This window comes from Pseudomonas entomophila (genome assembly GCF_013523165.1).
Lineage (GTDB): Bacteria > Pseudomonadota > Gammaproteobacteria > Pseudomonadales > Pseudomonadaceae > Aquipseudomonas > Aquipseudomonas entomophila_A.
The window spans coordinates 1-23,064 of record NZ_JAAMQI010000019.1; the positions used below are offsets into that span (position 1 = coordinate 1).

The 23,064-nt window shown below is 64.7% G+C and carries 20 protein-coding genes; 15 read left to right on the forward strand and 5 right to left on the reverse strand.

What is annotated here, in order from left to right:
* Positions 1–184: 184 nt before the first annotated feature.
* Entirely contained in the window at positions 185–1,405 is a 1,221-nt protein-coding gene (locus G7Z99_RS14970; RefSeq protein WP_181095093.1) for a CaiB/BaiF CoA transferase family protein, read from the reverse strand.
* 20 nt (positions 1,406–1,425) lie between these two features.
* Positions 1,426–2,607, reverse strand: coding sequence for an acyl-CoA dehydrogenase (locus G7Z99_RS14975; RefSeq protein ID WP_181095095.1), 1,182 nt, complete (start codon positions 2,605–2,607; stop codon positions 1,426–1,428).
* Positions 2,608–2,763: 156 nt separating this feature from the next.
* On the opposite strand from G7Z99_RS14975, the gene G7Z99_RS14980 reads away from it, so the two are divergent.
* From G7Z99_RS14980 to G7Z99_RS15025, 10 genes are all read left to right on the forward strand, one after another.
* Complete coding sequence (locus G7Z99_RS14980) at positions 2,764–3,672, forward strand: LysR family transcriptional regulator (RefSeq protein ID WP_181095097.1); 909 nt, start codon at positions 2,764–2,766, stop codon at positions 3,670–3,672.
* A gap of 246 nt (positions 3,673–3,918) precedes the next feature.
* A complete protein-coding gene (locus G7Z99_RS14985; protein WP_181095099.1) occupies positions 3,919–5,040 on the forward strand; it encodes a Re/Si-specific NAD(P)(+) transhydrogenase subunit alpha in 1,122 nt (373 codons plus the stop codon).
* A 12-nt stretch (positions 5,041–5,052) separates the two neighbouring features.
* On the forward strand, positions 5,053–5,373 hold the full coding sequence (locus G7Z99_RS14990; RefSeq protein WP_060395440.1) for an NAD(P) transhydrogenase subunit alpha: 321 nt from the start codon (positions 5,053–5,055) through the stop codon (positions 5,371–5,373).
* Positions 5,370–6,806, forward strand: coding sequence for an NAD(P)(+) transhydrogenase (Re/Si-specific) subunit beta (locus G7Z99_RS14995; RefSeq protein ID WP_181095101.1), 1,437 nt, complete (start codon positions 5,370–5,372; stop codon positions 6,804–6,806). The genes G7Z99_RS14990 and G7Z99_RS14995 overlap by 4 nt, the downstream gene beginning before the upstream one ends.
* 157 nt (positions 6,807–6,963) lie before the next feature.
* Complete coding sequence (locus G7Z99_RS15000; protein ID WP_181095103.1) at positions 6,964–8,457, forward strand: acetyl-CoA hydrolase/transferase family protein; 1,494 nt, start codon at positions 6,964–6,966, stop codon at positions 8,455–8,457.
* Positions 8,458–8,819: 362 nt separating this feature from the next.
* A complete protein-coding gene (locus G7Z99_RS15005; protein WP_060395443.1) occupies positions 8,820–9,035 on the forward strand; it encodes a DUF1127 domain-containing protein in 216 nt (71 codons plus the stop codon).
* A 269-nt stretch (positions 9,036–9,304) separates the two neighbouring features.
* Complete coding sequence (locus G7Z99_RS15010) at positions 9,305–9,622, forward strand: DUF2388 domain-containing protein (RefSeq protein ID WP_181095105.1); 318 nt, start codon at positions 9,305–9,307, stop codon at positions 9,620–9,622.
* Positions 9,623–9,690: 68 nt separating this feature from the next.
* A complete protein-coding gene (locus G7Z99_RS15015) occupies positions 9,691–9,984 on the forward strand; it encodes a DUF2388 domain-containing protein (RefSeq protein WP_181095107.1) in 294 nt (97 codons plus the stop codon).
* Positions 9,985–10,021: 37 nt separating this feature from the next.
* The gene (locus G7Z99_RS15020) at positions 10,022–10,342 is read left to right on the forward strand and encodes a DUF2388 domain-containing protein (protein ID WP_181095109.1); all 321 of its coding nucleotides are present in this window, start codon (positions 10,022–10,024) and stop codon (positions 10,340–10,342) included.
* Complete coding sequence (locus tag G7Z99_RS15025; protein ID WP_181095111.1) at positions 10,339–12,297, forward strand: DUF7844 domain-containing protein; 1,959 nt, start codon at positions 10,339–10,341, stop codon at positions 12,295–12,297. The genes G7Z99_RS15020 and G7Z99_RS15025 overlap by 4 nt, the downstream gene beginning before the upstream one ends.
* A 455-nt stretch (positions 12,298–12,752) precedes the next feature.
* On the opposite strand, the gene G7Z99_RS15030 is transcribed toward G7Z99_RS15025, so the two are convergent.
* Entirely contained in the window at positions 12,753–13,205 is a 453-nt protein-coding gene (locus tag G7Z99_RS15030) for a GFA family protein (RefSeq protein ID WP_181095113.1), read from the reverse strand.
* A gap of 265 nt (positions 13,206–13,470) precedes the next feature.
* Between G7Z99_RS15030 and G7Z99_RS15035 the strand changes: the two genes are divergently transcribed.
* From G7Z99_RS15035 to G7Z99_RS15055, 5 genes are all read left to right on the forward strand, one after another.
* Positions 13,471–14,778: a CitMHS family transporter gene (locus tag G7Z99_RS15035; RefSeq protein ID WP_181095115.1), complete on the forward strand. Its 1,308-nt coding sequence runs from the start codon at positions 13,471–13,473 to the stop codon at positions 14,776–14,778.
* Between the two features lie 67 nt (positions 14,779–14,845).
* Complete coding sequence (locus tag G7Z99_RS15040) at positions 14,846–15,613, forward strand: TerC family protein (protein WP_181095117.1); 768 nt, start codon at positions 14,846–14,848, stop codon at positions 15,611–15,613.
* A 173-nt stretch (positions 15,614–15,786) separates the two neighbouring features.
* Positions 15,787–17,445: a Na/Pi cotransporter family protein gene (locus tag G7Z99_RS15045; RefSeq protein WP_181095119.1), complete on the forward strand. Its 1,659-nt coding sequence runs from the start codon at positions 15,787–15,789 to the stop codon at positions 17,443–17,445.
* 37 nt (positions 17,446–17,482) lie between these two features.
* Positions 17,483–18,907, forward strand: a complete 1,425-nt coding sequence (locus G7Z99_RS15050; RefSeq protein WP_181095121.1) for a M16 family metallopeptidase — start codon at positions 17,483–17,485, stop codon at positions 18,905–18,907.
* A 43-nt stretch (positions 18,908–18,950) separates the two neighbouring features.
* Positions 18,951–19,973 (forward strand): DUF5924 family protein, encoded by a 1,023-nt coding sequence (locus G7Z99_RS15055; RefSeq protein WP_181095123.1) that lies wholly within the window; start codon positions 18,951–18,953, stop codon positions 19,971–19,973.
* Between the two features lie 49 nt (positions 19,974–20,022).
* Here G7Z99_RS15055 and G7Z99_RS15060 read toward each other — a convergent pair whose 3' ends face one another.
* Both G7Z99_RS15060 and gltP read right to left on the reverse strand, forming a co-directional pair.
* Positions 20,023–21,252: a nucleoside recognition domain-containing protein gene (locus G7Z99_RS15060; protein WP_181095125.1), complete on the reverse strand. Its 1,230-nt coding sequence runs from the start codon at positions 21,250–21,252 to the stop codon at positions 20,023–20,025.
* A gap of 140 nt (positions 21,253–21,392) precedes the next feature.
* A complete protein-coding gene (gltP, locus tag G7Z99_RS15065) occupies positions 21,393–22,727 on the reverse strand; it encodes a glutamate/aspartate:proton symporter GltP (RefSeq protein WP_181095126.1) in 1,335 nt (444 codons plus the stop codon).
* Between the last annotated feature and the right edge of the window lie 337 nt (positions 22,728–23,064).

Sequence of the window (23,064 nt, forward strand, 5' to 3'; positions counted from 1 at the left end):
TTCACCGCTTCCGGTCGAGACCGGAGCACTTCCCGCTTCGTCCTGATTCACGCAACCTGTTGATTAACAAGGCGTTTATCGTTCCGTCTGCGTTGGAAGTGGTGCGCATTATAAGGGGATCTGAAAGTCCGTCAACCCTTTGTTTCAAATAAAGTTCAAATACTTACACACGGCCTGAAACCGCTCAGATCACCCGGGCTTCACGCAACGCGGCGATCTGCGCCTCATCCATCCCCAGCACGTCCTTCAATAGGCTTACCGTATGCTCCCCTAATAAAGGCGGCGCATGACGGTACTCCACGGGCGTCCCCGACAAGCGCAATGGGCTGGCCACCTGGGGCACACGACCCGCCAGTGGATGGGGCAGCTCGAACGCCAGGCCACGGGCGATCACCTGGGGATCCTGGAACGTTTGCGCGACATCGTTGACCGGCCCGCAAGGCACACCGACCGCCTCCAACGCGCTGACCCACTGCGCCGTCGTCTTGAACACGGTGGCCTGTCGAATCAGCGGGACGAGCTCGGCCCGATGCGTCACGCGCGCTCGGTTGCTGGCAAAGCGTGGATCCTGCGCCCATTGCGGCTGCCCGGCCACTTCGGCGAAGCGCTGGAACTGCGCATCGTTGCCCACCGTAAGGATGATGTCGCCATCGGCCGTGGGAAAGTCCTGGTAAGGCACGATGTTCGGGTGTGCATTGCCCAGCCGCTTGGGCGCCACCCCCGTGGTCAGGTAGTTCATCGCCTGGTTGGCCAGGCAGGCGACCTGCACGTCCAGCAGGGCCATGTCGATGCGCTGACCGACGCCTGCCCGGTCGCGATGGGCAAGGGCCGCCAGGATCGCCACGCTGGCATAGAGCCCCGTGAGGATATCGGTCAACGCCACACCCACCTTGACCGGCCCGGCGCCGGCTTCGGGTTCCGGCTTGCCGGTCAGGCTCATCAGCCCACCCAGCCCCTGGACCATGAAGTCATAGCCGGCGCGCCCGGCGTAGGGCCCTGTCTGGCCGAATCCCGTGATCGAGCAATACACCAGCCGCGGATTGAGCGCCGAGAGGCTGTCGTAATCCAGGCCATAGGCCGCCAGCCCACCCACCTTGAAGTTCTCGATGACGACATCCGAGACCGCTGCCAGCTCCCGGACCAGGCGCTGACCTTCAGGCTGAGTGAAATCGATGGTGACCGACTGCTTGTTACGGTTGGCCGCCAGGTAATAGGCCGCCTCGCTGGTATCGTGGCCGTTGCCATCCTTCAGGAAGGGTGGCCCCCAGGCCCGAGTGTCGTCGCCGCTGCCCGGCCGCTCGACCTTGATGACCTCGGCCCCCAGGTCGGCCAGGATCTGCCCCGACCACGGCCCGGCCAGCACACGCGACAGGTCCAGCACACGCAGATGCGACAGCGCTCCCATGGCTCGCCCCTTTCTCTCTATTAATAGAACGCCTGGATACCGGTCTGTGCCCGGCCCAGAATGAGCGCATGGACGTCATGGGTCCCTTCGTAGGTGTTGACGACCTCGAGGTTGACCAGATGGCGTGCCACGCCGAACTCATCGGAGATCCCATTGCCGCCGAGCATGTCGCGGGCCAGGCGTGCGATCTCCAGGGCCTTGCCACAGGAATTGCGCTTGAGCAGGGACGTGATCTCCACGGCCGCGCTGCCTTCGTCCTTCATCCGCCCCAGGCGCAGGCAACCCTGCAGGCCCAGGGTGATCTCGGTCTGCATGTCCGCCAGCTTCTTCTGCACCAGCTGGTTGGCGGCCAGGGGTCGCCCGAACTGCTTCCGGTCGAGGGTGTATTGGCGCGCCGTGTGCCAGCAGGCCTCGGCCGCGCCCAGCGCCCCCCACGAGATGCCATAGCGCGCCGAGTTGAGGCAGGTAAAAGGCCCCTTCAAGCCACGCACCTCGGGGAAGAGGTTGTCTTCAGGCACGAAGACGTTGTCCATGACGATCTCGCCGGTGATCGAGGCGCGCAACCCGACCTTGCCATGAATGGCCGGCGCGCTGAGCCCTTCCCAGCCTTTCTCGAGCACGAACCCACGAATGTCGCCCTCATCGTCCTTGGCCCAGACCACGAACACGTCGGCGATCGGGCTGTTGGTGATCCACATCTTGCTGCCCGACAGCCGATAGCCGCCCGGGACCCGCTTGGCACGTGTCAGCATGCCGGCCGGATCGGACCCATGATCAGGTTCGGTCAGCCCGAAACAACCGATCCACTCGCCACTGGCCAGCTTCGGCAGATAGCGCTGTTTCTGCGATTCACTGCCGAACGCATGGATAGGCACCATGACCAGCGACGACTGCACGCTCATCATCGAGCGATAACCCGAGTCGATCCGCTCCACCTCACGGGCGATCAAGCCATAGCAGACATAGTTCAGGCCGCTGCCGCCATATTGCTCGGGAATGGTCGCACCCAGCAGCCCGACCTCGCCCATTTCACGGAAGATCGCAGGGTCGGTGCGTTCATGCCGGAAGGCCTCGAGCACGCGCGGCGCCAGCTTGTCCTGGGCGAAGGCCTCCGCGCTGTCGCGCACCATGCGCTCTTCTTCAGTGAGTTGCTGGTCGAGCAACAGCGGGTCGCTCCAATGGAACTGCGCCTTCGTCGTCATGAACACCTACCTCGCGGTCATTCAAGGGAATCTGTGTTCAGCCTAGGCATGGCCTGCTCCAAGGGCAAACGAGGATTGCGCACGCAGCTGTGCAATGACCTCACTCCATATAGACGGTCAGACGAGGCTTCCAGGCCTGCGAAGTGAGATTTTCGTATGCGACGCAAGATTCCGAGCACCACCGCCTTGATCTGCTTCGAAGCGGCTGCGCGCCACCAGAGCTTCACCCGCGCCGCCGAAGAGCTGGCCCTGACCCAAGGCGCCGTGTGCCGCCAGATCGGCGGCCTGGAAGCCTTCCTCAACGTCGAACTGTTCTACCGCACCCACCGTGGTGTGCGGCTGACCGAGGCAGGCCTGTCCTATAGCCGCCGGATCGCCACGCAGCTGGATGCGGTGGAACGAGACACCCTGTCGGTCATGCGCCAGCAGGGGGCCAATGTCATCGAACTGGCCGTGGTGCCGACCTTCGGCACGCAATGGCTGCTCCCCCGGCTGAAGGACTTCCAGCAACGGTTCCCCGAGGTGACCGTCAACCTGACCAACCGCACACGGCCTTTTCTGTTCGCCGACACGACGTTCGACGCTGCCATCTATTTCGGCGAAGGTGAATGGCCCGGTACCCAGGTCGATCGGTTGATGGGCGAGAGCCCGGTCCCGGTGTGCTGCCCGTCGCTGCTCGAGGGTCATCACACGCTTGGCGCACGCCAGATCGGCGAGCTGCCGCTGCTGCAGCAGACCACGCGCCCCTATGCCTGGCGACAGTGGTTCGACAGCCAGCAGGTGAGCGTGGCACTGGACATGACAGGGCCGCGCTATGAGCTATTCTCGATGCTGGCCCAGGCGGCCATGCATGCCATGGGGATCGCGCTGATCCCGCCTTTCCTGATCCAGCGCGAGCTCGAGGAGGGCCGGTTGGTGATCGCCAACCCGCATGCCCTGACCAGTAGCAAGGCGTATTACCTGGTCGTGCCCGAGCGCAAGACCGAGTCGGCGTCCCTGCGCGCGTTTCAGGCCTGGCTGATCGAGCAGGCACAACGCTATGCCGCGCACGAAAAGCACCAGTAAACAATTTTAAACACTCTTGGAAAGGCCTCGATTCGCTTTTGAGATACGTCATCACTCGTCATACAACTGCATAAAGTCCCCGTTTCCCTAGTGCTTTCGGTCATTTGCGACGCCCACGTTTGCAATCGCGCACCGGCCCTCGTACTTGCGTTTTTTTCTTTTACTCTGCGTAACGCCCGGCCTGTCCGGGCGGCCAAGTCGTGACTGCGATACACAACTACAAAGGCTCAGCGCAGGAGAGAGGACGTGCACATTGGTGTTCCGTTGGAGACGCAAGCAGGCGAAGCGCGGGTTGCCGCCACGCCGGAAACCATCAAGAAGCTGGTCGCTCAGGGCCATCGGATCACTGTCCAGCGTGGTGCCGGCCTCAGGGCCAGCGTGCCGGACGGCGCCTATGAAGCTGCTGGGGCCACATTGGGCAGCGCTGCCGACGCCCTGGGCGCCGAGCTGATCCTCAAGGTGGCCGCCCCGGACGCTCAGGAGTTGCAGCAGATCAAGCCCGGTGCCGTGCTGGTCGGGATGCTCAACCCGTTCGACGCCGCGCGGATCGCCCAATTCGCCGCCCATGGCATCACCGCTTTCGCCCTGGAGGCCGCGCCCAGGACCTCCCGTGCGCAAAGCCTCGATGTGCTGTCCTCCCAGGCCAACATCGCCGGCTACAAGGCCGTCCTGCTGGCCGCCTCGCACTACGCACGCTTCATGCCCATGCTGATGACGGCAGCGGGCACCGTGAAAGCGGCGCGCGTGCTGATCCTGGGGGCGGGTGTGGCCGGGTTGCAGGCGATCGCCACGGCCAAGCGCCTGGGGGCGGTGATCGAGGCCTCGGACGTGCGTCCGGCGGTCAAGGAGCAGATCGAATCGCTGGGCGCCAAATTCATCGACGTCCCTTACGAGACCGACGAAGAGCGCGCCTGCGCCGAGGGTGTCGGTGGGTACGCGCGGCCCATGCCCGCCAGCTGGATGCAGCGTCAGGCCCTGGCCGTGCACGAGCGCGCCAAGCAGGCCGACATCGTCATCACCACGGCGCTGATCCCTGGCCGCAAGGCACCGACGCTGCTCAGCGCCGAGACGGTCGCGCAGATGAAGCCAGGCTCGGTGATCGTCGACCTGGCTGCGGCCCAAGGCGGCAACTGCCCACTGACCGTGGCTGACCAGGTGGTGGTCGAGCAGGGCGTGATCATCGTCGGGCCGACCAACCTGCCTGCCCAGCTCGCGGCCGATGCGTCGGCCTTGTACGCCCGCAACCTGCTGGATTTCCTCAAGCTGGTGTGCACCGCGGACGCCACGCTTTCGATCGACCTTGAAGACGACATCGTCGCCGCCTGCCTGATGTGCCGCGACGGCCACGTCAGCCGTGCGGCCGCCTGAGGAGCCAGAACCATGCAAGACATGCTGATTTCAGACGGGTTGTACAACCTGATCATCTTCGTGCTGGCGATCTACGTGGGCTACCACGTGGTGTGGAACGTCACGCCCGCCCTGCACACCCCCTTGATGGCCGTGACCAACGCCATCTCGGCCATCGTGATCGTCGGCGCCATGCTGGCGGCGGCCCTCACGGTGACGCCGGCCGGCAAGGTGATGGGCACGCTGGCCGTGGCCCTGGCCGCGGTCAACGTGTTCGGCGGCTTCCTGGTGACGCGCCGCATGCTGGAGATGTTCAAGAAGAAAGCCAAGACCGAGGAGCGCAAGCAACCATGAGCATGAACCTGGTCACACTGCTCTACCTGGTCGCCTCGATCTGCTTCATCCAGGCGCTCAAGGGCCTGTCGCACCCGACCACGTCGCGGCGCGGCAACCTGTTCGGCATGGTCGGCATGGCCCTGGCCATCCTCACCACGGTCGGGCTGGTCTACAAGCTCGGCGCACAGATGAGTTCGGTAGGCATCGGCTACGTGGTCCTGGGCCTGCTGGTGGGCGGCACGGCTGGCTCGATCATGGCCAAACGCGTGGAAATGACCAAGATGCCCGAACTGGTCGCCTTCATGCACAGCATGATCGGCCTGGCGGCAGTGTTCATCGCCATCGCCGCAGTGCTCGAACCCCAGTCGCTGGGGATCGTCGCAGGCATCGCGGACCCGATCCCCACCGGCAACCGCCTCGAACTGTTCCTGGGGGCGGCCATTGGCGCCATCACCTTCTCCGGCTCGGTGATCGCCTTCGGCAAGCTCTCGGGCAAATACCGTTTCCGCCTGTTCCAGGGTGCGCCGGTGCAGTTCGTCGGCCAGCACAAACTCAACCTGATCCTGGGCCTGATCACCGTGGCCCTGGGCCTGCTGTTCACCTTCACCGGTCATTACAGCGCGTTCACGCTGATGCTGGTCCTGGCGTTCGTGATGGGTGTGCTGATCATCATCCCGATCGGCGGCGCCGACATGCCGGTCGTGGTGTCGATGCTCAACAGCTACTCGGGCTGGGCCGCGGCAGGGATCGGCTTCTCGCTGAACAACTCCATGCTGATCATCGCCGGCTCGCTGGTGGGCTCCAGCGGGGCGATCCTGTCCTACATCATGTGCAAGGCCATGAACCGCTCGTTCTTCAACGTCATCCTCGGGGGCTTTGGCGGCGACGTCGAGAGTGGAGGGGCGACCGGCGCCCAGGAACAGCGCCCGACCCGCTCCGGCTCGGCCGACGACGCCACCTTCCTGCTCAGCAATGCCGACAGCGTCATCATCGTGCCCGGTTACGGCCTGGCCGTGGCGCGGGCCCAGCATGCCTTGAAGGAGCTGACCGAAAAGCTGACCCACCAGGGGGTCACGGTCAAGTACGCGATCCACCCGGTGGCCGGGCGCATGCCGGGGCACATGAACGTCCTGCTGGCCGAGGCCGAAGTGCCTTACGACCAGGTGTTCGAGATGGAGGACATCAACGCCGAGTTCGGCCAGGCCGACGTGGTCCTGGTGCTGGGGGCCAACGACGTGGTCAACCCGGCGGCGAAGAACGATCCCAAGTCGCCGATCGCCGGCATGCCGATCCTCGAGGCGTACAAGGCCAAGACCATCATCGTCAACAAGCGCTCGATGGCCAGCGGCTATGCCGGCCTGGACAACGAACTGTTCTACCTGGACAAGACCATGATGGTGTTCGGCGACGCCAAGAAGGTGCTGGAGGACATGGTCAAGGCCGTGGAGTGAACCCAGGCGAACGCCGCGCTCGCTGCACCGCCGTGTGCCCGGACTTGTCCAGGCATGCGGGGGCGCACGGGGTGCGGCATTCGACCTTGGTCGCGGGACGGGGCAGGGCGAAATCACTAGACTGCGCATCTAGCTTGAGCAGCCCGAGATAACCACCATGTACCGTGATCGTATCCGCTTGCCCTCCCTGCATGACAAAGTCATGAGCGCGGCCGACGCCGCCAGCCTGATCCAGAACGGCATGACCGTCGGCATGAGCGGCTTCACCCGCGCTGGCGAAGCCAAGGCCGTGCCGCGCGCCCTGGCCGAACGGGCGCGTCAGTCGCCGTTGAAGATCAGCCTGATGACCGGCGCCAGCCTGGGCAACGACCTGGACAAGCAGCTGACCGAGGCCGGTGTCCTGGCCCGGCGCATGCCGTTCCAGGTGGACAGCACGCTGCGCAGGGCCATCAACAACGGCCAGGTGATGTTCATCGACCAGCATCTGTCCGAGACGGTGGAGCAACTGCGCAACCAGCAGCTCACCCTGCCGGACATCGCAGTCATCGAAGCCGTGGCGATCACCGAGCACGGGCACATCGTGCCGACCACCTCGGTGGGCAACTCGGCCAGCTTCGCCATCTTCGCCAAGCAGGTCATCGTCGAGATCAACCTGTCGCACAACGCCAACCTCGAAGGCTTGCACGACATCTATATCCCGACCTACCGGCCGACCCGCACGCCGATCCCGCTGGTGAAAGTCGACGACCGCATCGGCAGCACCGCGATCGCCATCGATCCGGCCAAGATCGCCGGCATCGTCATCAGCGAACAGCCCGACTCGCCGTCGACGGTCCTGCCCCCGGACAGCGACACCCAGGCCATCGCCGATCACCTGATCGACTTCTTCAAGCGTGAAGTGCAGGGCGGTCGCATGACCAATCGCCTCGGCCCGCTGCAGGCCGGCATCGGCAGCATCGCCAATGCGGTGATGTGTGGCCTGATCGAGTCGCCGTTCGAAGACCTGACCATGTACTCCGAAGTGTTGCAGGACTCCACCTTCGACCTGATCGATGCCGGCAAGCTGAGCTTCGCCTCGGGCAGCTCGATCACCCTGTCCGAACGACGCAACGCCGATGTCTTCGGCAACCTCGAGCGCTACAAGGACAAGCTGGTGCTGCGCCCGCAGGAAATCTCCAACCACCCGGAGGTGGTGCGTCGGCTTGGCATCATCGGTATCAACACGGCGCTGGAGTTCGACCTGTACGGCAACGTCAACTCCACCCACGTCTGCGGCACGCGGATGATGAACGGCATCGGCGGCTCGGGCGACTTCGCCCGCAACGCCCACCTGGCGATCTTCGTCACCAAGTCGATCGCCAAAGGCGGCGCGATTTCCAGCGTGGTGCCAATGGTCAGCCACGTGGACCACACCGAGCACGATGTCGACATCCTGGTCACCGAACAGGGCCTGGCCGATCTGCGTGGGCTGGCGCCTCGGGAGCGGGCGCGGGCGATCATCGACAACTGTGTGCACCCCGACTACCGTGCGGCGCTGAACGACTACTTCGAGCGCGCCTGTGCACGCGGTGGGCATACACCTCACCTGCTGCGCGAAGCGCTGGCCTGGCACGACAACCTGGAAATCACAGGACGAATGCTGGCCGTGTGAGGGGTATCGAAGCCTGACCAGCCGTCATGCGACGACGAGAGGGTCAGGCTTTACCAGGATCAGGTCACCTTGTTTCTACACAGTTCACGGTCGCCCTCACTGTTCTGGCAAGAACTGTTCTACTGTTATGCTGATTCTGTGGTTTTCCGTCCCCTTCCAGACCTTTTCTGCCAAAAAAGCACTGTTATGGTGCGGACCAGTACAGTTGTGCGAATTATCAGTGCAACAGTCGCTTTCAACAGTTAACTGAGGCACTGCAATACTGCTGAACTGTATCTACTGTAGTGGACGGCAGAGGAGGATCATTGGCATCAGTTGAAATCACTTACTCGATGCCGCCACAAGCGGAAGGATGACTCATCATGGAACGTACCCTCAGTTCCGGCCTGGTTTTCGAAACCAACACTCAAGAATCCAAAGCGTCGCTGCCCCTGCGCGTCGCCTCCAACCTGCTGCTGTGGCAGCGTCGCGTTTCCAGCCGCCGTCAATTGGCTCGACTGGACGCCCGCCTGCTGGCCGATGCCGGTATCAGCGAAGCCCAGCGCCAGCAAGAGCTGAGCAAGCCGTTCTGGCGCTAAGCAGGTCGCTGACTCGATCAGCGCCTTTCAAGAAACCCGTCGTGGACACCACGACGGGTTTTTTTTGGTCTGCAAGAAAACGGTGGGAACAAGGGACCATAACAGTTTCTTAAAACTGATTTTTGTCTGGTACAGTTGCCGACACTACGCCTGACTATCGGTCCAACTCCCGTGATAGTCTTGCTCTACTTTGGCTACCGGAATGACGGCGATTGTCCTACAGTCCGCTCTAGACCTTCATCATCCGTTTTCTCTTTAGGAGTTGTTCCATGCCTCGTCTTTCTCTGCTCGGCGGCGTTGCGCTCTTGACCCTGGCCGGTATGGCCCAGGCCTCCAGCTTCGTCGTCACGACCGACTCGCTGGTACGCGGCATCGCTGCCTCGACCGATGCGACCTCCGATGCCTCGTCTTCGCTGCGTGACAACAAGATCGTCGAAGCCGCTCGCGACGATGCCGCCAGCTTCGTCGGCAGCCAAGGTGCGATCCGCGGCGCCAAGCTGGAAAGCGCGTTCGCCTACCTGCGTCAGCAAGCGCCGACGCTGCAGGCAAGCGATGCCCAACTGGCCCAGGCCATTCTGGCGCATTGAAGCCTGCCGTACCGTCGCGTCCCCAGCGCGACGCCCTGTTCCCGTTCGAGATCCGTGTGAAGCGTTCCATGCGTCAGGTCCTACCCTTGCTACTGCTCTGTGCCTGCATCGACAGGGCACAGGCCTTCGACACCACGACCCAGGGCCTGGTGATCTCGGGCTATGCGACGACCCAGGTCACCACCGGGCCGTTCGACAGCAAGCTCGTGCGCCAGGCGCGCGACGATGCCGCCGTGTTCGTGGCGACCGATGGCCAGGTACAAGGCGTACGCTTGCGCGCTGCGCTCGATCATCTGCACCGCGCCTTGCCTGCGCAGACCCACGATGACCTTGAACTGGCACGGGCAATTCTCGTCCAATGACCATTCCTCGACTCCCTGTACTTTCCGGAGATGCTCCATGCGTAAACCGCTGATCGCCGCCGCTCTCGGCTTCCTGCTGCTGGCCGACGTGGCCCAGGCCCAGACCCTGGTGGCCACCAGCAACATCATCGTGCGCGCCTTTGGCCGCTCGATCGACTTCACCTCGGACACCACCACCTCGATCCGCGATTCCAAGGTCGTACGCGAAGCGCGTGACGACGCCGCCAGTTTCGTCGCCAGCCGCGGCGATATCCGGGGGGCGCAGCTCGAAGCCGCGTTCAATACCCTGCGCCAGCGTGTACCTGAAGCGCGCGACGCCAGCGATCAGGTCCTGGCCGAAGCCATCCTGTCCCTGTGAGGCGGCTGCGTGCCTGGCTGCTCGGCTGCGCCCTGACGCTGCTCGGCACGCCCGTCCTGGCTGACCTGCAATTACAGTTGCAGGCACAGGACCTCGACGCCCCACAACGCCAGGCGACCCAGGTGCTGCTCGACGAGGCCCTGGCAAAACTGCCGCCGTCGTTCAAGCAGCGCCTGGACCGCACGGTCCAGGTCAGCTGGGCCTCGGGCATGCGCCACGATGCCTACGGCCAGGCCTCGCCCAATGCCGTCCTGACCCTCAACGCTCGGCTGTTGCCTGGCCTGGTCGATGGCAGTGCGGCCACGACACCCACGGGCCGTACCCATGGCACGGTGCGCCAGGAGCTGCTGGCCACGGTCCTGCACGAGCTGACCCACGTCTACGACCGCGCGCGGCTCTGGCCAGCGTCCGAGCGCCGTGTGATCAACCGGTGCCGGCGCCAGCACGAGACCCTCGGCGCCGTCGGCCTGCCCCAGGACTGCCGCGGCCAGACCGAACGGCGTTTCACCCTGAGCGACGACCCGCGCCTGCTCGACCTCGCAGGCTGGCCCCAGTACGTGGGCCGGCGCGGCGAACGCGAGCGACACAACGGCCAGGTGGCACGCAGCCCGGACAGTTACGAACTGGACAGCTCCAAGGAATTCATCGCGGTCAACATGGAGTACTTCCTGCTCGACCCGAGCTACGGCTGTCGGCGCCCGGCCATGAATGCCTACCTTGCCGAGCGTTTTGGCTGGACGCCGGTCCAGTCGGCCTGTCCCAAGGGCTTGCCCTTCCTCAACGCAGGCAATGACTTCGCCCGCGAGCCGCTGGGCGAGATCGACCCGGAACGGGTCTACGCCGTCGACTATCTGCTCGCCGAGGCCAACCAGAACTGGGTCAGCCGCTGGGGGCACAGCATGTTGCGCCTGGTCATCTGCGCGCCAGGGCGACCTCGCGGGCCGGACTGCCGTCTCGACCTGGACCAGCACCTGGTGCTGTCCTACCGCGCCTTCGTCAACGATGTCCAATTGTCGAGCTGGGACGGGCTCACCGGTGCGTACCCCTCGCGTCTGTTCGTGCTGCCCCTGGGCCAGGTCATCGACGAGTACACCAAGACCGAGCTGCGCAGCCTGGCCTCGGTACCGCTCGCCCTGGACCGGCCTGCGCTGGAGAACCTGATCCGCCAGGCCGCCGAGATGCACTGGAGCTACGACGGCAGCTACTACTTCATTTCCAACAACTGCGCGGTCGAGACGCTCAAGCTGCTGCGCAGCGGGACCGGCGACCCCCGCCTCAACGACCTGGACAGCATCATGCCCAACGGGCTGCTCGAGGTGCTCGAGAGCCGCGGGCTGGCCGATACTCGTGTGCTGGATGATCCGCGCGAGGCGCTGCGCCTGGGGTATCGGTTCGACTCGTACCGCGACCGTTACCAGGCCATGTTCAAGGTGCTCAAGCAGCAATTGCCGGTGCCCCAGGCCACGGTCGAAGACTGGTTGGCGCTGGCGCCTGAGGCGCGTCGGCCCTGGTTCGCGCAAGCGGACCTGCGCACCAGCGCGGCCTTGCTGCTGCTGGAACAGGCCAGCTTGCGCCGTCAATTGCTGCTGGCCCAGGATGAGGTCAAGCAGCGCTACCTCAATGCCCAGGCCCTCAAGGACGGCACCATCGACAAGGCCAACGACGCCTTGCAGCAGATCCTTGCCAACAGCGGCTTCCTCAGCCGCCCGGCGGAGCTGCTGCCGAACACCGGCTATGGGTTGCCTCAAGAGGACGAGCGGAGCGCCTTGCAGACGGTGAGTCGCGAGCGTCAGGCGCAGTTGAATCGACTCAGCACCCACCTGGACACGGAAATTCGCGCCCTGCTCGAGCCGGCGCGGGCCGCCGCCATCGTGGCTGTGGAAGGTAACGTGAAGCAGATCGGTGAGCACCTGCGGGCGCTGCACAAGGCGGCGGGAGGGCTGGAGCTGCCTTGACGGAATGACGTGGTGGATCCAGTGGGATTTCTCAAACGACTGCAGCCGATGTGCCCCGGCAGGCTGCGTGGGTCCTGTGGGAGATTCCACGGTTTCTGCCAAGTGCAAATGTGGGCCCTGGCGGGCCCAATCGCGGCCGGTCCGGCGCCCCGGCAGGGGCCGCTCCTACACCCGTAGCCACATCGCGATGGGTCAAAGTATTGCGGTCCTTGTGGGAGCTGGCTTGCCAGCGATAGGGCCTGAGCATCCACCACAGCATCGGCAAACCAGTTCCTGACCTGCAGGCCATGCGGTGAGGCTGCTGCCGCCATCGCGAGCAAGCCCGCTCCCACAACGGGGGTTAGGTAGATTCGACCGGGGCATCCGACCGGTCGGGGCTGGATCTGCAGAGCCCATGACAATCGGGAAAACGCGGAACAGTCATCCCTGATTCACCCTTCCAGCCTCGACCCGATCTACTCGATCCGCCCCAGGTTCTCGGCCACATGGTCTTCCACCACGTCACCGCCGAGCGTCTCGCCGTGCTCGCCAGGCAGATGCTCGTCCAGGTGCAGCCACGATAACCGGCTGTCGACCCAGATATGCCCTCGCGGCCTGACCTGCTCTGGCGCGTCGAGCGTGCCCACCGTGACATCCACGGTGTCCGGGCTACGCTGCGTGAGCAACGCCACCTGGGCACCGCATTCGCCGCAGAAACACCGAACGCAGCTCGACGGTGCCGCGTAACGACGCGGCGTGCCCTGCAGCCAATGAAAGCCCGAGCGCGGCACGGTCAGCCAGGTCACCACGGGCGCCCCACTGGCCCTGCGGCAGATCGAGCAATGGCAATGGGCGACATCCGACAGATCGCCCTCGACCCGGTAACGCAACGCGCCGCAATGGCACCCTCCCTCCAGCACGTTCGACATACGTCCTCCGATCAGCTTTCGTGAAGCGAAAGCTCGGTGAAAGCTTTCGGCAATAGGATTAGGACACCACCGGCACAAGACCGGTCGGCCAGCGTCCAGGAAAATCCTGGCGCGGCTCAAATCAACAACAACAAATGGTGATTCCGATGTCCTTCCGTGCCCGCCTGCACCCTGCGTTCCGTCCGCCTCTCCTCGCGCAGCGCCCCGTTCGCTGATCCGCCCCGAATCGTCCTGACTTTCGTCGCGCCACGCCTGGAGTGCCGCCATGCTGACCTTCCTCGGCTTTGCCATGGTCATCACCTTCATGTACCTGATCATGACCAAGCGCCTGTCGGCCTTGATCGCGCTGATCCTGGTACCGATCCTGTTCGCCCTGTTCGGTGGCTTCTCCGCCGACATCGGGCCGATGATGCTGCAAGGCATCAGCAAACTGGCGCCCACGGGCGTGATGCTGATGTTCGCCATCCTGTATTTCGCCCTGATGATCGACTCCGGCCTGTTCGACCCGGCCGTGCGCAAGATCCTCAAGCTGGTCAAGGGTGACCCGCTCAAGGTGTCGGTCGGCACCGCCGTGCTGGCCCTGGTGGTCTCGCTGGACGGCGACGGCGCCACCACCTACATGATCTGCTGCGCCGCCATGCTGCCGATGTACAGCCGCCTGGGCATGAGCCCGCGCATCATGGCCGGCCTGATCATCCTGGCCGGGGGCGTGATGAACATGACCCCCTGGGGCGGGCCGACCGCCCGCGCCGCCAGTGCCCTGCACGTCGACCCCTCCGACATCTTCGTGCCGATGATCCCGGCCATGGCCTTTGGCGTGCTGGCGATCCTCGGCATCGCCTACGCCTACGGCAAGCGCGAACGCGCACGCCTGGGCGAGCTGAGCCTGCCGACCGACGACACCGATCACAGCCAGATCAGCGTCTCGCAGTTCCCGGAAGCCCGTCGTCCCAAGCTGCTGTGGTTCAACGCCGCCCTGACGCTGGTGCTGATGGTGGCGCTGATCACCGGTCTGCTGCCGCTGCCGGTGCTGTTCATGATTGCCTTCAGCATCGCCATGATCGTCAACTACCCGTGCCTGCAACAGCAGAAGGACCGGATCGCCGCCCATGCCGGCAGCGTCCTGGCGGTCACGGGTCTGATCTTCGCGGCGGGGATCTTCACCGGCATCCTGTCGGGGACCGGCATGGTCGACGCCATGTCCAAGAGCCTGCTGGCGGTCATCCCGGATGCCCTCGGGCCATACCTGGCGGTGATCACCGCGATCGTCAGCATGCCGTTCACCTTCTTCATGTCCAACGACGCGTTCTACTACGGTGTGCTGCCGGTGCTCTCCGAGGCCGCCGCGCACTACGGCATCAGCCCGGTGGAAATGGCCCGCGCCTCGATCGTCGGCCAGCCCGTGCACCTGCTCAGCCCTCTGGTGCCTTCCACCTACCTGCTGGTGGCCCTGGCCGGCATCGAGTTCGGCGACCACCAGCGCTTCACCCTCAAGTGGGCAGTGCTGGTCTGCCTGTGCATAATGTTCGCCGCGTTGCTGATGGGGATCTTCCCGCTGTTCAGCAGTCTGTAGTACAACGACCTCACACCGCACGCCCCGTCCTCTCGGGGCGTTGCCCCCATCGCCCGAAGGAATTGACATGGAATGGCTGACCAGCCCAGAAATCTGGGTTGCCTTTTTCACGCTGACTGCGCTCGAGATCGTGCTCGGGATCGACAACATCATCATGATCTCGATCCTGGTCAGCCGCATGCCCAAGCACATGCAGCCCCGCACGCGCATCTTCGGCCTGGCGCTGGCCATGGTCACGCGCATCCTGCTGCTGCTCTCGATCACCTGGGTCATGCGCCTGACCGCCGACCTGTTCGTGGTCCTGGGCCAGGGCATTTCCGGACGTGACCTGATCCTGTTCTTCGGCGGCCTGTTCCTGTTGTGGAAAAGCTCCCAGGAAATCTTCCACGGCCTGGAAGGCGAGGAAGAGGCGTCCGAGGAACCCAAGGGTGGCGGGGGCAAGTTCTTCTACACCATCGTGCAGATCGCCATCATCGACATCGTGTTCTCGCTGGATTCGGTGATCACGGCAGTCGGCATGGTCTCCCACGTGCCGGTGATGATCGCCGCGATCATCGTTGCCGTGCTGGTGATGATGCTGTGTGCCGGCACCATCGCCGACTTCATCGACAAGCACCCCTCGCTGAAGATGCTGGCGCTGTCCTTCCTGATCGTCGTGGGCACGGTACTGATCGCCGAAGCCTTTGACGTGCACGTGCCCAAGGGCTACGTGTACTTCGCCATGGCCTTCTCGCTGGCCGTGGAGGCCATCAACATCCGCATGCGCACCTCGTTGGCACGCAAGAAGGGCGAGGCCGCCGAGGCGGTCAAGCTCAAGGATACCGTCGGCCACTGAGGCCAGACCCGCTCGTCGAACAAGGCCGCCTCGTGCGGCCTTGTCCGTTTCTGCGCCTCCCTGCGCCTCGATCGGGCGTGTGCGCTGGCAACCTGACCGGGCAGCGACTACAGCTTAAACCAGTACTCTGCAATCGCTGGCCACCGGGCCGAACGTCACTGGAGGACCTGGCCATGCTGACCTTGCTCGACCTGTTGTCTGCCGTCACCTTGCTGGTCTGGGGGACGCACATCGTGCGCACGGGCATCCTGCGGGTCTACGGCTCGAGCCTGCGCCGCGTGCTGGGCCAGAACATGCGCCGGCGGCCCCTGGCCTTCCTGGCCGGGATCGGCGTGACCGCACTGGTGCAGAGCAGCAACGCCACGGCGATGCTCGTCACCTCGTTCGTCGGCCAAGGCCTGATGAGCATGACGCCGGCCCTGGCGATCATGCTCGGTGCCGATGTCGGCACGGCGCTGATGGCCAGGGTGCTGACCTTCGACCTGTCGTGGCTGTCGCCGCTGCTGATCTTCCTGGGGGTGATCTTCTTCCTGTCGCGCAAGCAGACCCAGGCCGGGCAGCTGGGGCGGGTCGGCATCGGGCTGGGCCTGATCATCCTGGCGCTGCAACTGATCGTCCAGGCCGCGGCGCCCATTACCCAGTCCCAGGGCGTGCAGGTGCTGTTCGCGTCATTGACCGGCGACATCCTGCTGGACGCGCTGGTCGGCGCCCTGTTCGCGCTGGTGTCCTACTCCAGCCTGGCGGCGGTGCTGCTGACCGCCACCCTGGCCGGTGCCGAGCTGATAGGCCTGCCGGTGGCCATCGGTCTGGTGATCGGGGCCAACATCGGCAGCGGCCTGCTGGCCTTTCTCACCGCCACCTTGCAGAACGCCGCCGGCCGTCGGGTCGCGCTCGGCAGCCTGCTGTACAAGCTGATCGGCCTGCTGTTGGTGATCCCCGTGCTGCACCCCCTGGTGGACTGGATGCAGACCTTGAACCTGCGTCCCCAGGAACTGGTGATCGGTTTCCACCTGCTCTACAACACCCTGCGCTGCGTCCTGCTGTTGCCCACGGTCGGGCTGATGGCCACGCTGTGCGAGGCCTGGCTGCCCGATCGGCGTGAGCCGGTCAGCGCCGCGCAGCCGCGCCACCTGGACCCGACTGCGCTGGACACGCCCAGCCTGGCCCTGGCCAACTCGGTACGCGAGACCCTGCGCCTGGGCGACCTGGTCGACAGCCTGCTCGACGTCCTGCGCCAGGCTCTGCAGGGCGATGGCACCCCCTTGCCCCGGCAGGCGCGGCAGCTCAGCGAGGAAGTCGACGTGCTGTACAACGCCATCAAGCACTACTTGGCCCGGATGCCGCGCGAGGACCTGCCCGAGCAGGACAGCCGGCGCTGGGCCGAGGTGATCGAGCTGGCGATCAACCTCAAGCTGGCCAGCGACCTGATCGAGCGCATGCTGCGCAAGATCCAGCAGCAAAAGACCGCCCAGCGCCGCGCGTTCTCCGACGTCGGCCTGGCGGAACTGACCACCTTGCAGCAGCCCTTGCAGGCCAATCTGCGGCTGGGCCTGTCGGTCCTGCTCAGCGCCGACCCCGACAGCGCACGCCAACTGCTGCGCGAAAAGCGCCGGTTCCGGGCGCAGGAGCGGCGCCTGGCGCATGCCCATGTCAGCCGCCTGCAACGCCGCGTCGTGCAAAGTATCGAGACCAGTTCGCTGCACCTGGAACTGATCGCCGACATGAAGCGGTTGAACTCTTTGTTTTGCAGCAGTGCCTATGTGGTACTGGGTGGCTCGGACACGGGCGGGCTGATGCTCGACACCGTACCGGACGAAACCCGCCTGCCTTGAACGCGTCTGCGACGCAGACTGGCCTGGAAGCTTGCCCATGCGTTGCCTGATGTTCGTTGTACTGTTGCTGTGCACATTCCCCAGTGTCGCCCTCGATCGCTCACGCGTGGAAGGTTACCTGTTGCCCAACGGCCTGCAGGTGCTGCTCAAGTCGGGTTACGAACGCGACCATGTGTCCATCCGCCTGGTGGTGGGGGTCGGGCTGGACGACTTCGACTGTGATCAGCGAGAACTGCCCCACTTGCTTGAGCACCTGCTGTTCAGTGGCCTGGACGGGCAGGACGAAGGCGGGCTGGAGGCGCGCATGCAGGCCTTGGGCGGCGAGTGGAACGCCTTCACCAGCAGCGCCGACACCACCTTCGTCATCGAGGCCCCGGCGCGCAACCAGCGCAAGGTGCTGGACCTGCTGCTGGAGATCGTTCGCGACACACGCCTGGACGAGAAAGACCTGGCGACCGCCAAGCGGATCATCGAGCGCGAGGACGGTGGCCATTACGGGCACCTGCAGCGCTGGCTGGATCGCCAGGACATCGGGCACCCCGCCAGCGACCAGCTGGCCACCGAACTGGGCCTGAAATGCAGCGAACGCTCCGACGTCCAGGCCATGACCCTGAAACAGGTCGAGGATCTGCGCAACCGCTGGTATGCCGCCAACAACATGAGCCTGATCGTGGTCGGTGGCCTCGACAAGCTGCTGCCAGCCTACCTGGAGCGCACGTATGGCGAGCTACCGGCCACGGAGCCTGAGGACCGACGCGCGCTGGACAGCATCACCGAACAGGCCGAACCGCGTCGCGAGCTGGTACGCGGTTGGGTCGGCGACAACGTCAAGCTGCACTGGTTGTTCATCGAGCCGGTGCTCGACACCGCCCATGACCAGACACTGGAACTGGTGTCGCGCTACCTCGACTGGGCCCTGTACGACCAGTTGCGGCTCAAGCAGGGCCTGTCCTACGGTCCCTCGGTAAAACGCCAGAGCTTTGGTGACAGCGGCATGCTCAGCCTCAACGCTGACCTCGAGCGTGATGACGTGGACGAGGCCGTCGAAGCGCTGCAGGGCCTGTTCGAGCGCCTGCGCAGCGAGGGCCTGGACCCGAAGACCTTCGAGCGCATCCGACAAGCCGCAATCGCCCGTGAAAGCTGGACCACCCAGGGCAACCCGGCCCTGGCCGACTATTATTGGGGGGCGCTCAACGGCTATGCCGATGGCCGCGTCGCAGACCCGGTCAGCACGCTGCGCGAGGTGACCCTGGACGACGCCAATGCCGCGCTCAAGGCCCTGCTGAACGAGCCGGGCTACGTGCGCATCGAGGCGCCGCTGCTGGGTGACGACGGGCTGTACGGCGTGCTGGCACTGCTGGTTGCGCTGGTACTGGCCTCGGTCTGGCTGCGTCGACGTCGGCGCCGCCGCCGCCAGCGCGCCCCGCATGCACGTCCCAGTGGCGCTACACGGCGACGTTGAATCGACGGTATGCTGTGAGGGGTTTCCTATGCAGTCCTCATCGATGTCACATCTCTCTCTCTGGCTGCACCGCCTGATCGATCTGCTCAAGCGCTACCCGGGCGTCATTGCCCTGGGCGGCTTCCTGTCCGGCATCGGCAGCTTTATCCTGGTCGACCGCCAGGCCAGCCTGGCCAGCTGGATCGCCGTGGTGATGCTGGTCAGCTGGGTCTGGCTGATGCTGGAAAACACCCTGACCCGGCTGTTTGCGCGCGCCTTCAAGCGTGAGATCCCACAGCCGCTGCTGCGCTACGCGACGCAGATGATCCACCAGGAAAGCCTGTTCTTCGTCCTGCCGTTCTTCTTCGTCACCACCACGTGGAACAGTGGCCAGCTGGTATTCACCGGGCTGTTGGCGGCGGCTGGCCTGATCTCGATCATCGACCCGCTCTACTACAAATGGCTGGCGCCACGGCGCTGGCTGTTCATGGCGCTGCACACCCTGACGCTGTTCGCCGCGCTGCTGACGGCGCTGCCGATCATCCTGCACCTGACCACCGCCGAGAGTTTCAAGCTGGCGCTGGGCGCGGCCATGCTGCTGTCGTTCCCGAGCCTGGCCAGCAGCTTCCCGATCACCTGCTGGCGCCGTGCGCTGGCCGTGCTGGGGCTGACCCTGGCGGTCGGTGCAGGGGGGTGGCTGCTGCGTTCCTGGGTACCGCCAGCCACCTTGTGGATGACCGATGTCGCCGTGAGCACCCAGGTGCAGGGCCGCGAGCCTGGCGACTCGCTCAAGCAGGTCGACGTGGACCAGCTGCGACGCAACGGGCTGTATGCGTACACCGCCATCAACGCCCCACGCGGTCTCGACGAGCGCATCTACCATGTCTGGCAGCTCAACGGGCAGGAAGTCGATCGCATCGCCCTGGACATCCATGGGGGCCGCAAGGAAGGCTACCGGGCCTGGACCCACAAGCAGAACTTCCCACCCGACCCCACCGGGCGCTGGCAGGTGAGGGTGCTGACCGAGGACGGCCAGGTCATCGGCGTGCTGCGCTTCAAGGTCACCCAGGGCGCCCAGCGCTCGTGACAGGTGCTGCCTGCGCCCTGCACCTGCACGTGCGGGGCGGTGCCGGGTGTCAGGCGAAGAACCAGTAGCAGACCAGGATCGCTGCGACCACGCCGGAGAACTCGGCCAGCAGGGCGCAGCCGACGGCGTGCCGGACACGCTGGATGCCCACCGCGCCGAAGTACACAGCCAACACGTAGAACGTGGTTTCGGTGCTGCCCTGGATGGTCGCCGCCACCAGGGCAGGGAAACTGTCCACACCCTTGGCCTGCATGGTCTCGATCAGCAGGGCGCGCGCTGCGCTGCCGGAGAAGGGCTTGACCAGTGCCGTGGGCAAGCCGTCGACGAAGCGCGTGTCCAGCCCCATCCACAGCACGGCGTGACGGATGCCATCCAGGGCCAGGTCCAGGGCGCCCGAGGCACGCAGCACGCCCACGGCACAGAGCATGGCCACCAGGTACGGCAACAGGCTCCTGGCCACGTCGAAGCCTTCCTTGGCACCCTCCACGAACGCCTCGTACACCTTCACCCGGCGCAGCGCGCCGACGATCAGGAACAGCATGATCACGCCGAACAGCGTCAGGTTGCCGAGAATGGACGACAGGCTGGCCAGGGCAGCGCTCGACAGCGTGGCAAGGACGGCCATGAACCCGCCCAGCAACAGGGCGCCGGGCACCAGGTAGGCCAGCACCACGGGGTCCCATAGCCGCAACCGCTGCATGACGGCGACCGACAGCACGCCCACCATGCTGGAGACGCTGGTGGCCAGCAGGATCGGCAGGAACACCAGCGTCGGGTCAGGCGCACCTTGCTGGGCGCGGTACATGAAAATGGTGACCGGCAGCAGGGTCAGCGACGAGGCATTGAGCACCAGGAACAGGATCTGCGCGTTGCTGGCAGTGGTCGTGCTGGGGTTGAGTTCCTGCAGCGCCCGCATGGCTTTCAGCCCGATGGGTGTGGCGGCATTGTCCAGGCCCAGGCCATTGGCGGCGAAGTTCAAGGTGATCAGCCCCAGCGCAGGATGGCCTGGCGGCACGTCCGGCATGAGCCGTGCGAACAGGGGCCCGAGTACCTTGGCCAGCCATTCGACGATCCCGGCCTGCTCGGCGATCTTCAGGAATCCCAGCCACAGGGTAAGGGTGCCGAACAGCAGCACCATGACGTCCACCGACAGCTTGGCCATGGCGAAGATGCTTTCGACCATCGCCGCGAAGATGCCCGGGTTGCCGGCGAACAGCCACTGGGCCATGGCCGAGACGGCCGCCACCAGGAAAAAGCCAAGCCAGAGGCCGTTGAGCATGCGTGCCACCCTTTGTGAAATGCGGGCGATGATAACGCATTGCGGCGTCGGGCTTCAGTGAGGGAAGGCGATGGCCTGACGAGAGACAGCGCTCGTCAGGCCTAGAGACGGCTCACCCGCAGGCGAGCCGGGGGATGGCCTCAACGATTGAGGGGTTTGCCGACCGCAGCCGACGACGCCTGCTTGTTGAGGTGCGGCAGGGAGTTCCAGTAGGCCTCGCCCTTGGCCGCATCGTACATGCCCTCCCAACGTGCGATCACCAGCGCCGCCAGGGCGTTGCCGACCACGTTCAGCGCCGTACGGGCCATGTCCATGATCCGGTCGACACCGGCGATGAAGGCCAGGCCTTCCAGAGGGATGCCGACGCTGCCCAAGGTGGCCAGCAGCACCACGAACGAAACGCCCGGCACACCAGCGATGCCCTTGGAGGTGACCATCAGCGTCAGCACCAGCAGCAACTGCTGGCTGATCGACAGGTCGATGCCGTACAGCTGCGCGATGAACAGGGCCGCGATGCTCTGGTACAGGGTCGAGCCGTCGAGGTTGAACGAGTAACCGGTCGGTACCACGAAGCTGCAGATGGACTTGGGCGCGCCGTAGGCCTCCATCTTCTCGATCACCCGCGGCAGGACCGTTTCCGAGCTCGAGGTGGAGTAGGCCAGGATCAGCTCGTCCTTCATGATGCGCATGATCTTCAGGATCGAGAAGCCGAACAGACGGGCGATCAGGCCCAGCACCATGAAGGCGAAGAAGGCGATGGCGAAGTACACCAGCAGCACCAGCTTGGCCAACGGCAGCAGCGAGGAGAAGCCGAAGTTGGCGACCGTCACGGCAATCAGGGCGAACACGCCGATCGGCGCGTAGTTCATGATCATGTGAGTGACCTTGAACATGGTTTCCGAGACGCCCTGGAACGTACGCACCAGCGGCTCGCGCAGATCTGCCTGCAGGCTCGACAGCCCAAGGCCGAACAGCACCGAGAAGAAGATGATCGGCAGCATCTCGCCACGCATCAGGGCGGCGAAGATGTTCGAAGGGATCAGGTTGAGCAGGGTTTCGACGAAGGCATGCTCATGCTGCACCTCCGCTGCGGTCGCCTGGTACTTGGAGATGTCCACGGTGCCCAAGGTGCTCATGTCGATCCCGGCACCGGGGTGGAACAGGTTGGCCAGAAGCAGACCGACCACGATGGCGATGGTGGTCACGACCTCGAAGTACAGGATGGTCTTCAGACCGATGCTGCCCAGCTTCTTGGCATCGCCGACCCCGGCGATACCGACGATTAGCGAGGAAATCACGATCGGTACGACGATCATCTTGATCAGGCGGATGAAGATGTCACCTGCCGGTTGAAGCACGTTGCTGATCCACCATGCCTTTTCTGCACTGAAATGGTTCAGCAAGGCACCGACGGCCACACCGAGGAGCAGGCCGATGAGAATCTGCCAAGCGAGGCTTAGTTTTGCCTTCTTCATGTCTTCACCTTCTTGTTTGCACATCATGGATATCTGGCCGAAAGCCGCTGCTTAGAGCGGTTCCTGCGCAAAATCGCTGCGCCCGAGCCGGTACATCCGCTGAGCGGTCGGCAGACCTGGCACGGGCACCGGGAACCTGGCCCGGTGAAAAAGTCGGCAACTATTGCGATGACGGCCACCCCCGTCTAATGCCGTAAACGAGTGGGCCATGCCGAATCGGCATGAGGCAGGGACGGCTTTGACGTGACCTTGAGCGTGACCGAAACGTACGTTCGGATTGCCGAACAGTCGTATGGCGCCATTTTTGGCAGGCGGAGGAAGAGGGATAGAGGCGACA

Bases quoted from the DNA above. Each gene is read 5' to 3' on its own strand.
- G7Z99_RS15030 (WP_181095113.1), bottom strand. From the start codon at position 13,205: ATGTCGAACGTGCTGGAGGGAGGGTGCCATTGCGGCGCGTTGCGTTAC.
- G7Z99_RS15010 (WP_181095105.1), top strand. From the start codon at position 9,305: ATGCCTCGTCTTTCTCTGCTCGGCGGCGTTGCGCTCTTGACCCTGGCC.
- G7Z99_RS14975 (WP_181095095.1), bottom strand. From the start codon at position 2,607: ATGACGACGAAGGCGCAGTTCCATTGGAGCGACCCGCTGTTGCTCGAC.
- G7Z99_RS15005 (WP_060395443.1), top strand. From the start codon at position 8,820: ATGGAACGTACCCTCAGTTCCGGCCTGGTTTTCGAAACCAACACTCAA.
- G7Z99_RS15045 (WP_181095119.1), top strand. From the start codon at position 15,787: ATGCTGACCTTGCTCGACCTGTTGTCTGCCGTCACCTTGCTGGTCTGG.
- G7Z99_RS15050 (WP_181095121.1), top strand. From the start codon at position 17,483: ATGCGTTGCCTGATGTTCGTTGTACTGTTGCTGTGCACATTCCCCAGT.
- gltP (WP_181095126.1), bottom strand. From the start codon at position 22,727: ATGAAGAAGGCAAAACTAAGCCTCGCTTGGCAGATTCTCATCGGCCTG.
- G7Z99_RS14970 (WP_181095093.1), bottom strand. From the start codon at position 1,405: ATGGGAGCGCTGTCGCATCTGCGTGTGCTGGACCTGTCGCGTGTGCTG.
- G7Z99_RS14980 (WP_181095097.1), top strand. From the start codon at position 2,764: ATGCGACGCAAGATTCCGAGCACCACCGCCTTGATCTGCTTCGAAGCG.
- G7Z99_RS14995 (WP_181095101.1), top strand. From the start codon at position 5,370: ATGAGCATGAACCTGGTCACACTGCTCTACCTGGTCGCCTCGATCTGC.
- G7Z99_RS14990 (WP_060395440.1), top strand. From the start codon at position 5,053: ATGCAAGACATGCTGATTTCAGACGGGTTGTACAACCTGATCATCTTC.
- G7Z99_RS15015 (WP_181095107.1), top strand. From the start codon at position 9,691: ATGCGTCAGGTCCTACCCTTGCTACTGCTCTGTGCCTGCATCGACAGG.
- G7Z99_RS15020 (WP_181095109.1), top strand. From the start codon at position 10,022: ATGCGTAAACCGCTGATCGCCGCCGCTCTCGGCTTCCTGCTGCTGGCC.
- G7Z99_RS15035 (WP_181095115.1), top strand. From the start codon at position 13,471: ATGCTGACCTTCCTCGGCTTTGCCATGGTCATCACCTTCATGTACCTG.
- G7Z99_RS15040 (WP_181095117.1), top strand. From the start codon at position 14,846: ATGGAATGGCTGACCAGCCCAGAAATCTGGGTTGCCTTTTTCACGCTG.
- G7Z99_RS15055 (WP_181095123.1), top strand. From the start codon at position 18,951: ATGTCACATCTCTCTCTCTGGCTGCACCGCCTGATCGATCTGCTCAAG.
- G7Z99_RS15000 (WP_181095103.1), top strand. From the start codon at position 6,964: ATGTACCGTGATCGTATCCGCTTGCCCTCCCTGCATGACAAAGTCATG.
- G7Z99_RS15060 (WP_181095125.1), bottom strand. From the start codon at position 21,252: ATGCTCAACGGCCTCTGGCTTGGCTTTTTCCTGGTGGCGGCCGTCTCG.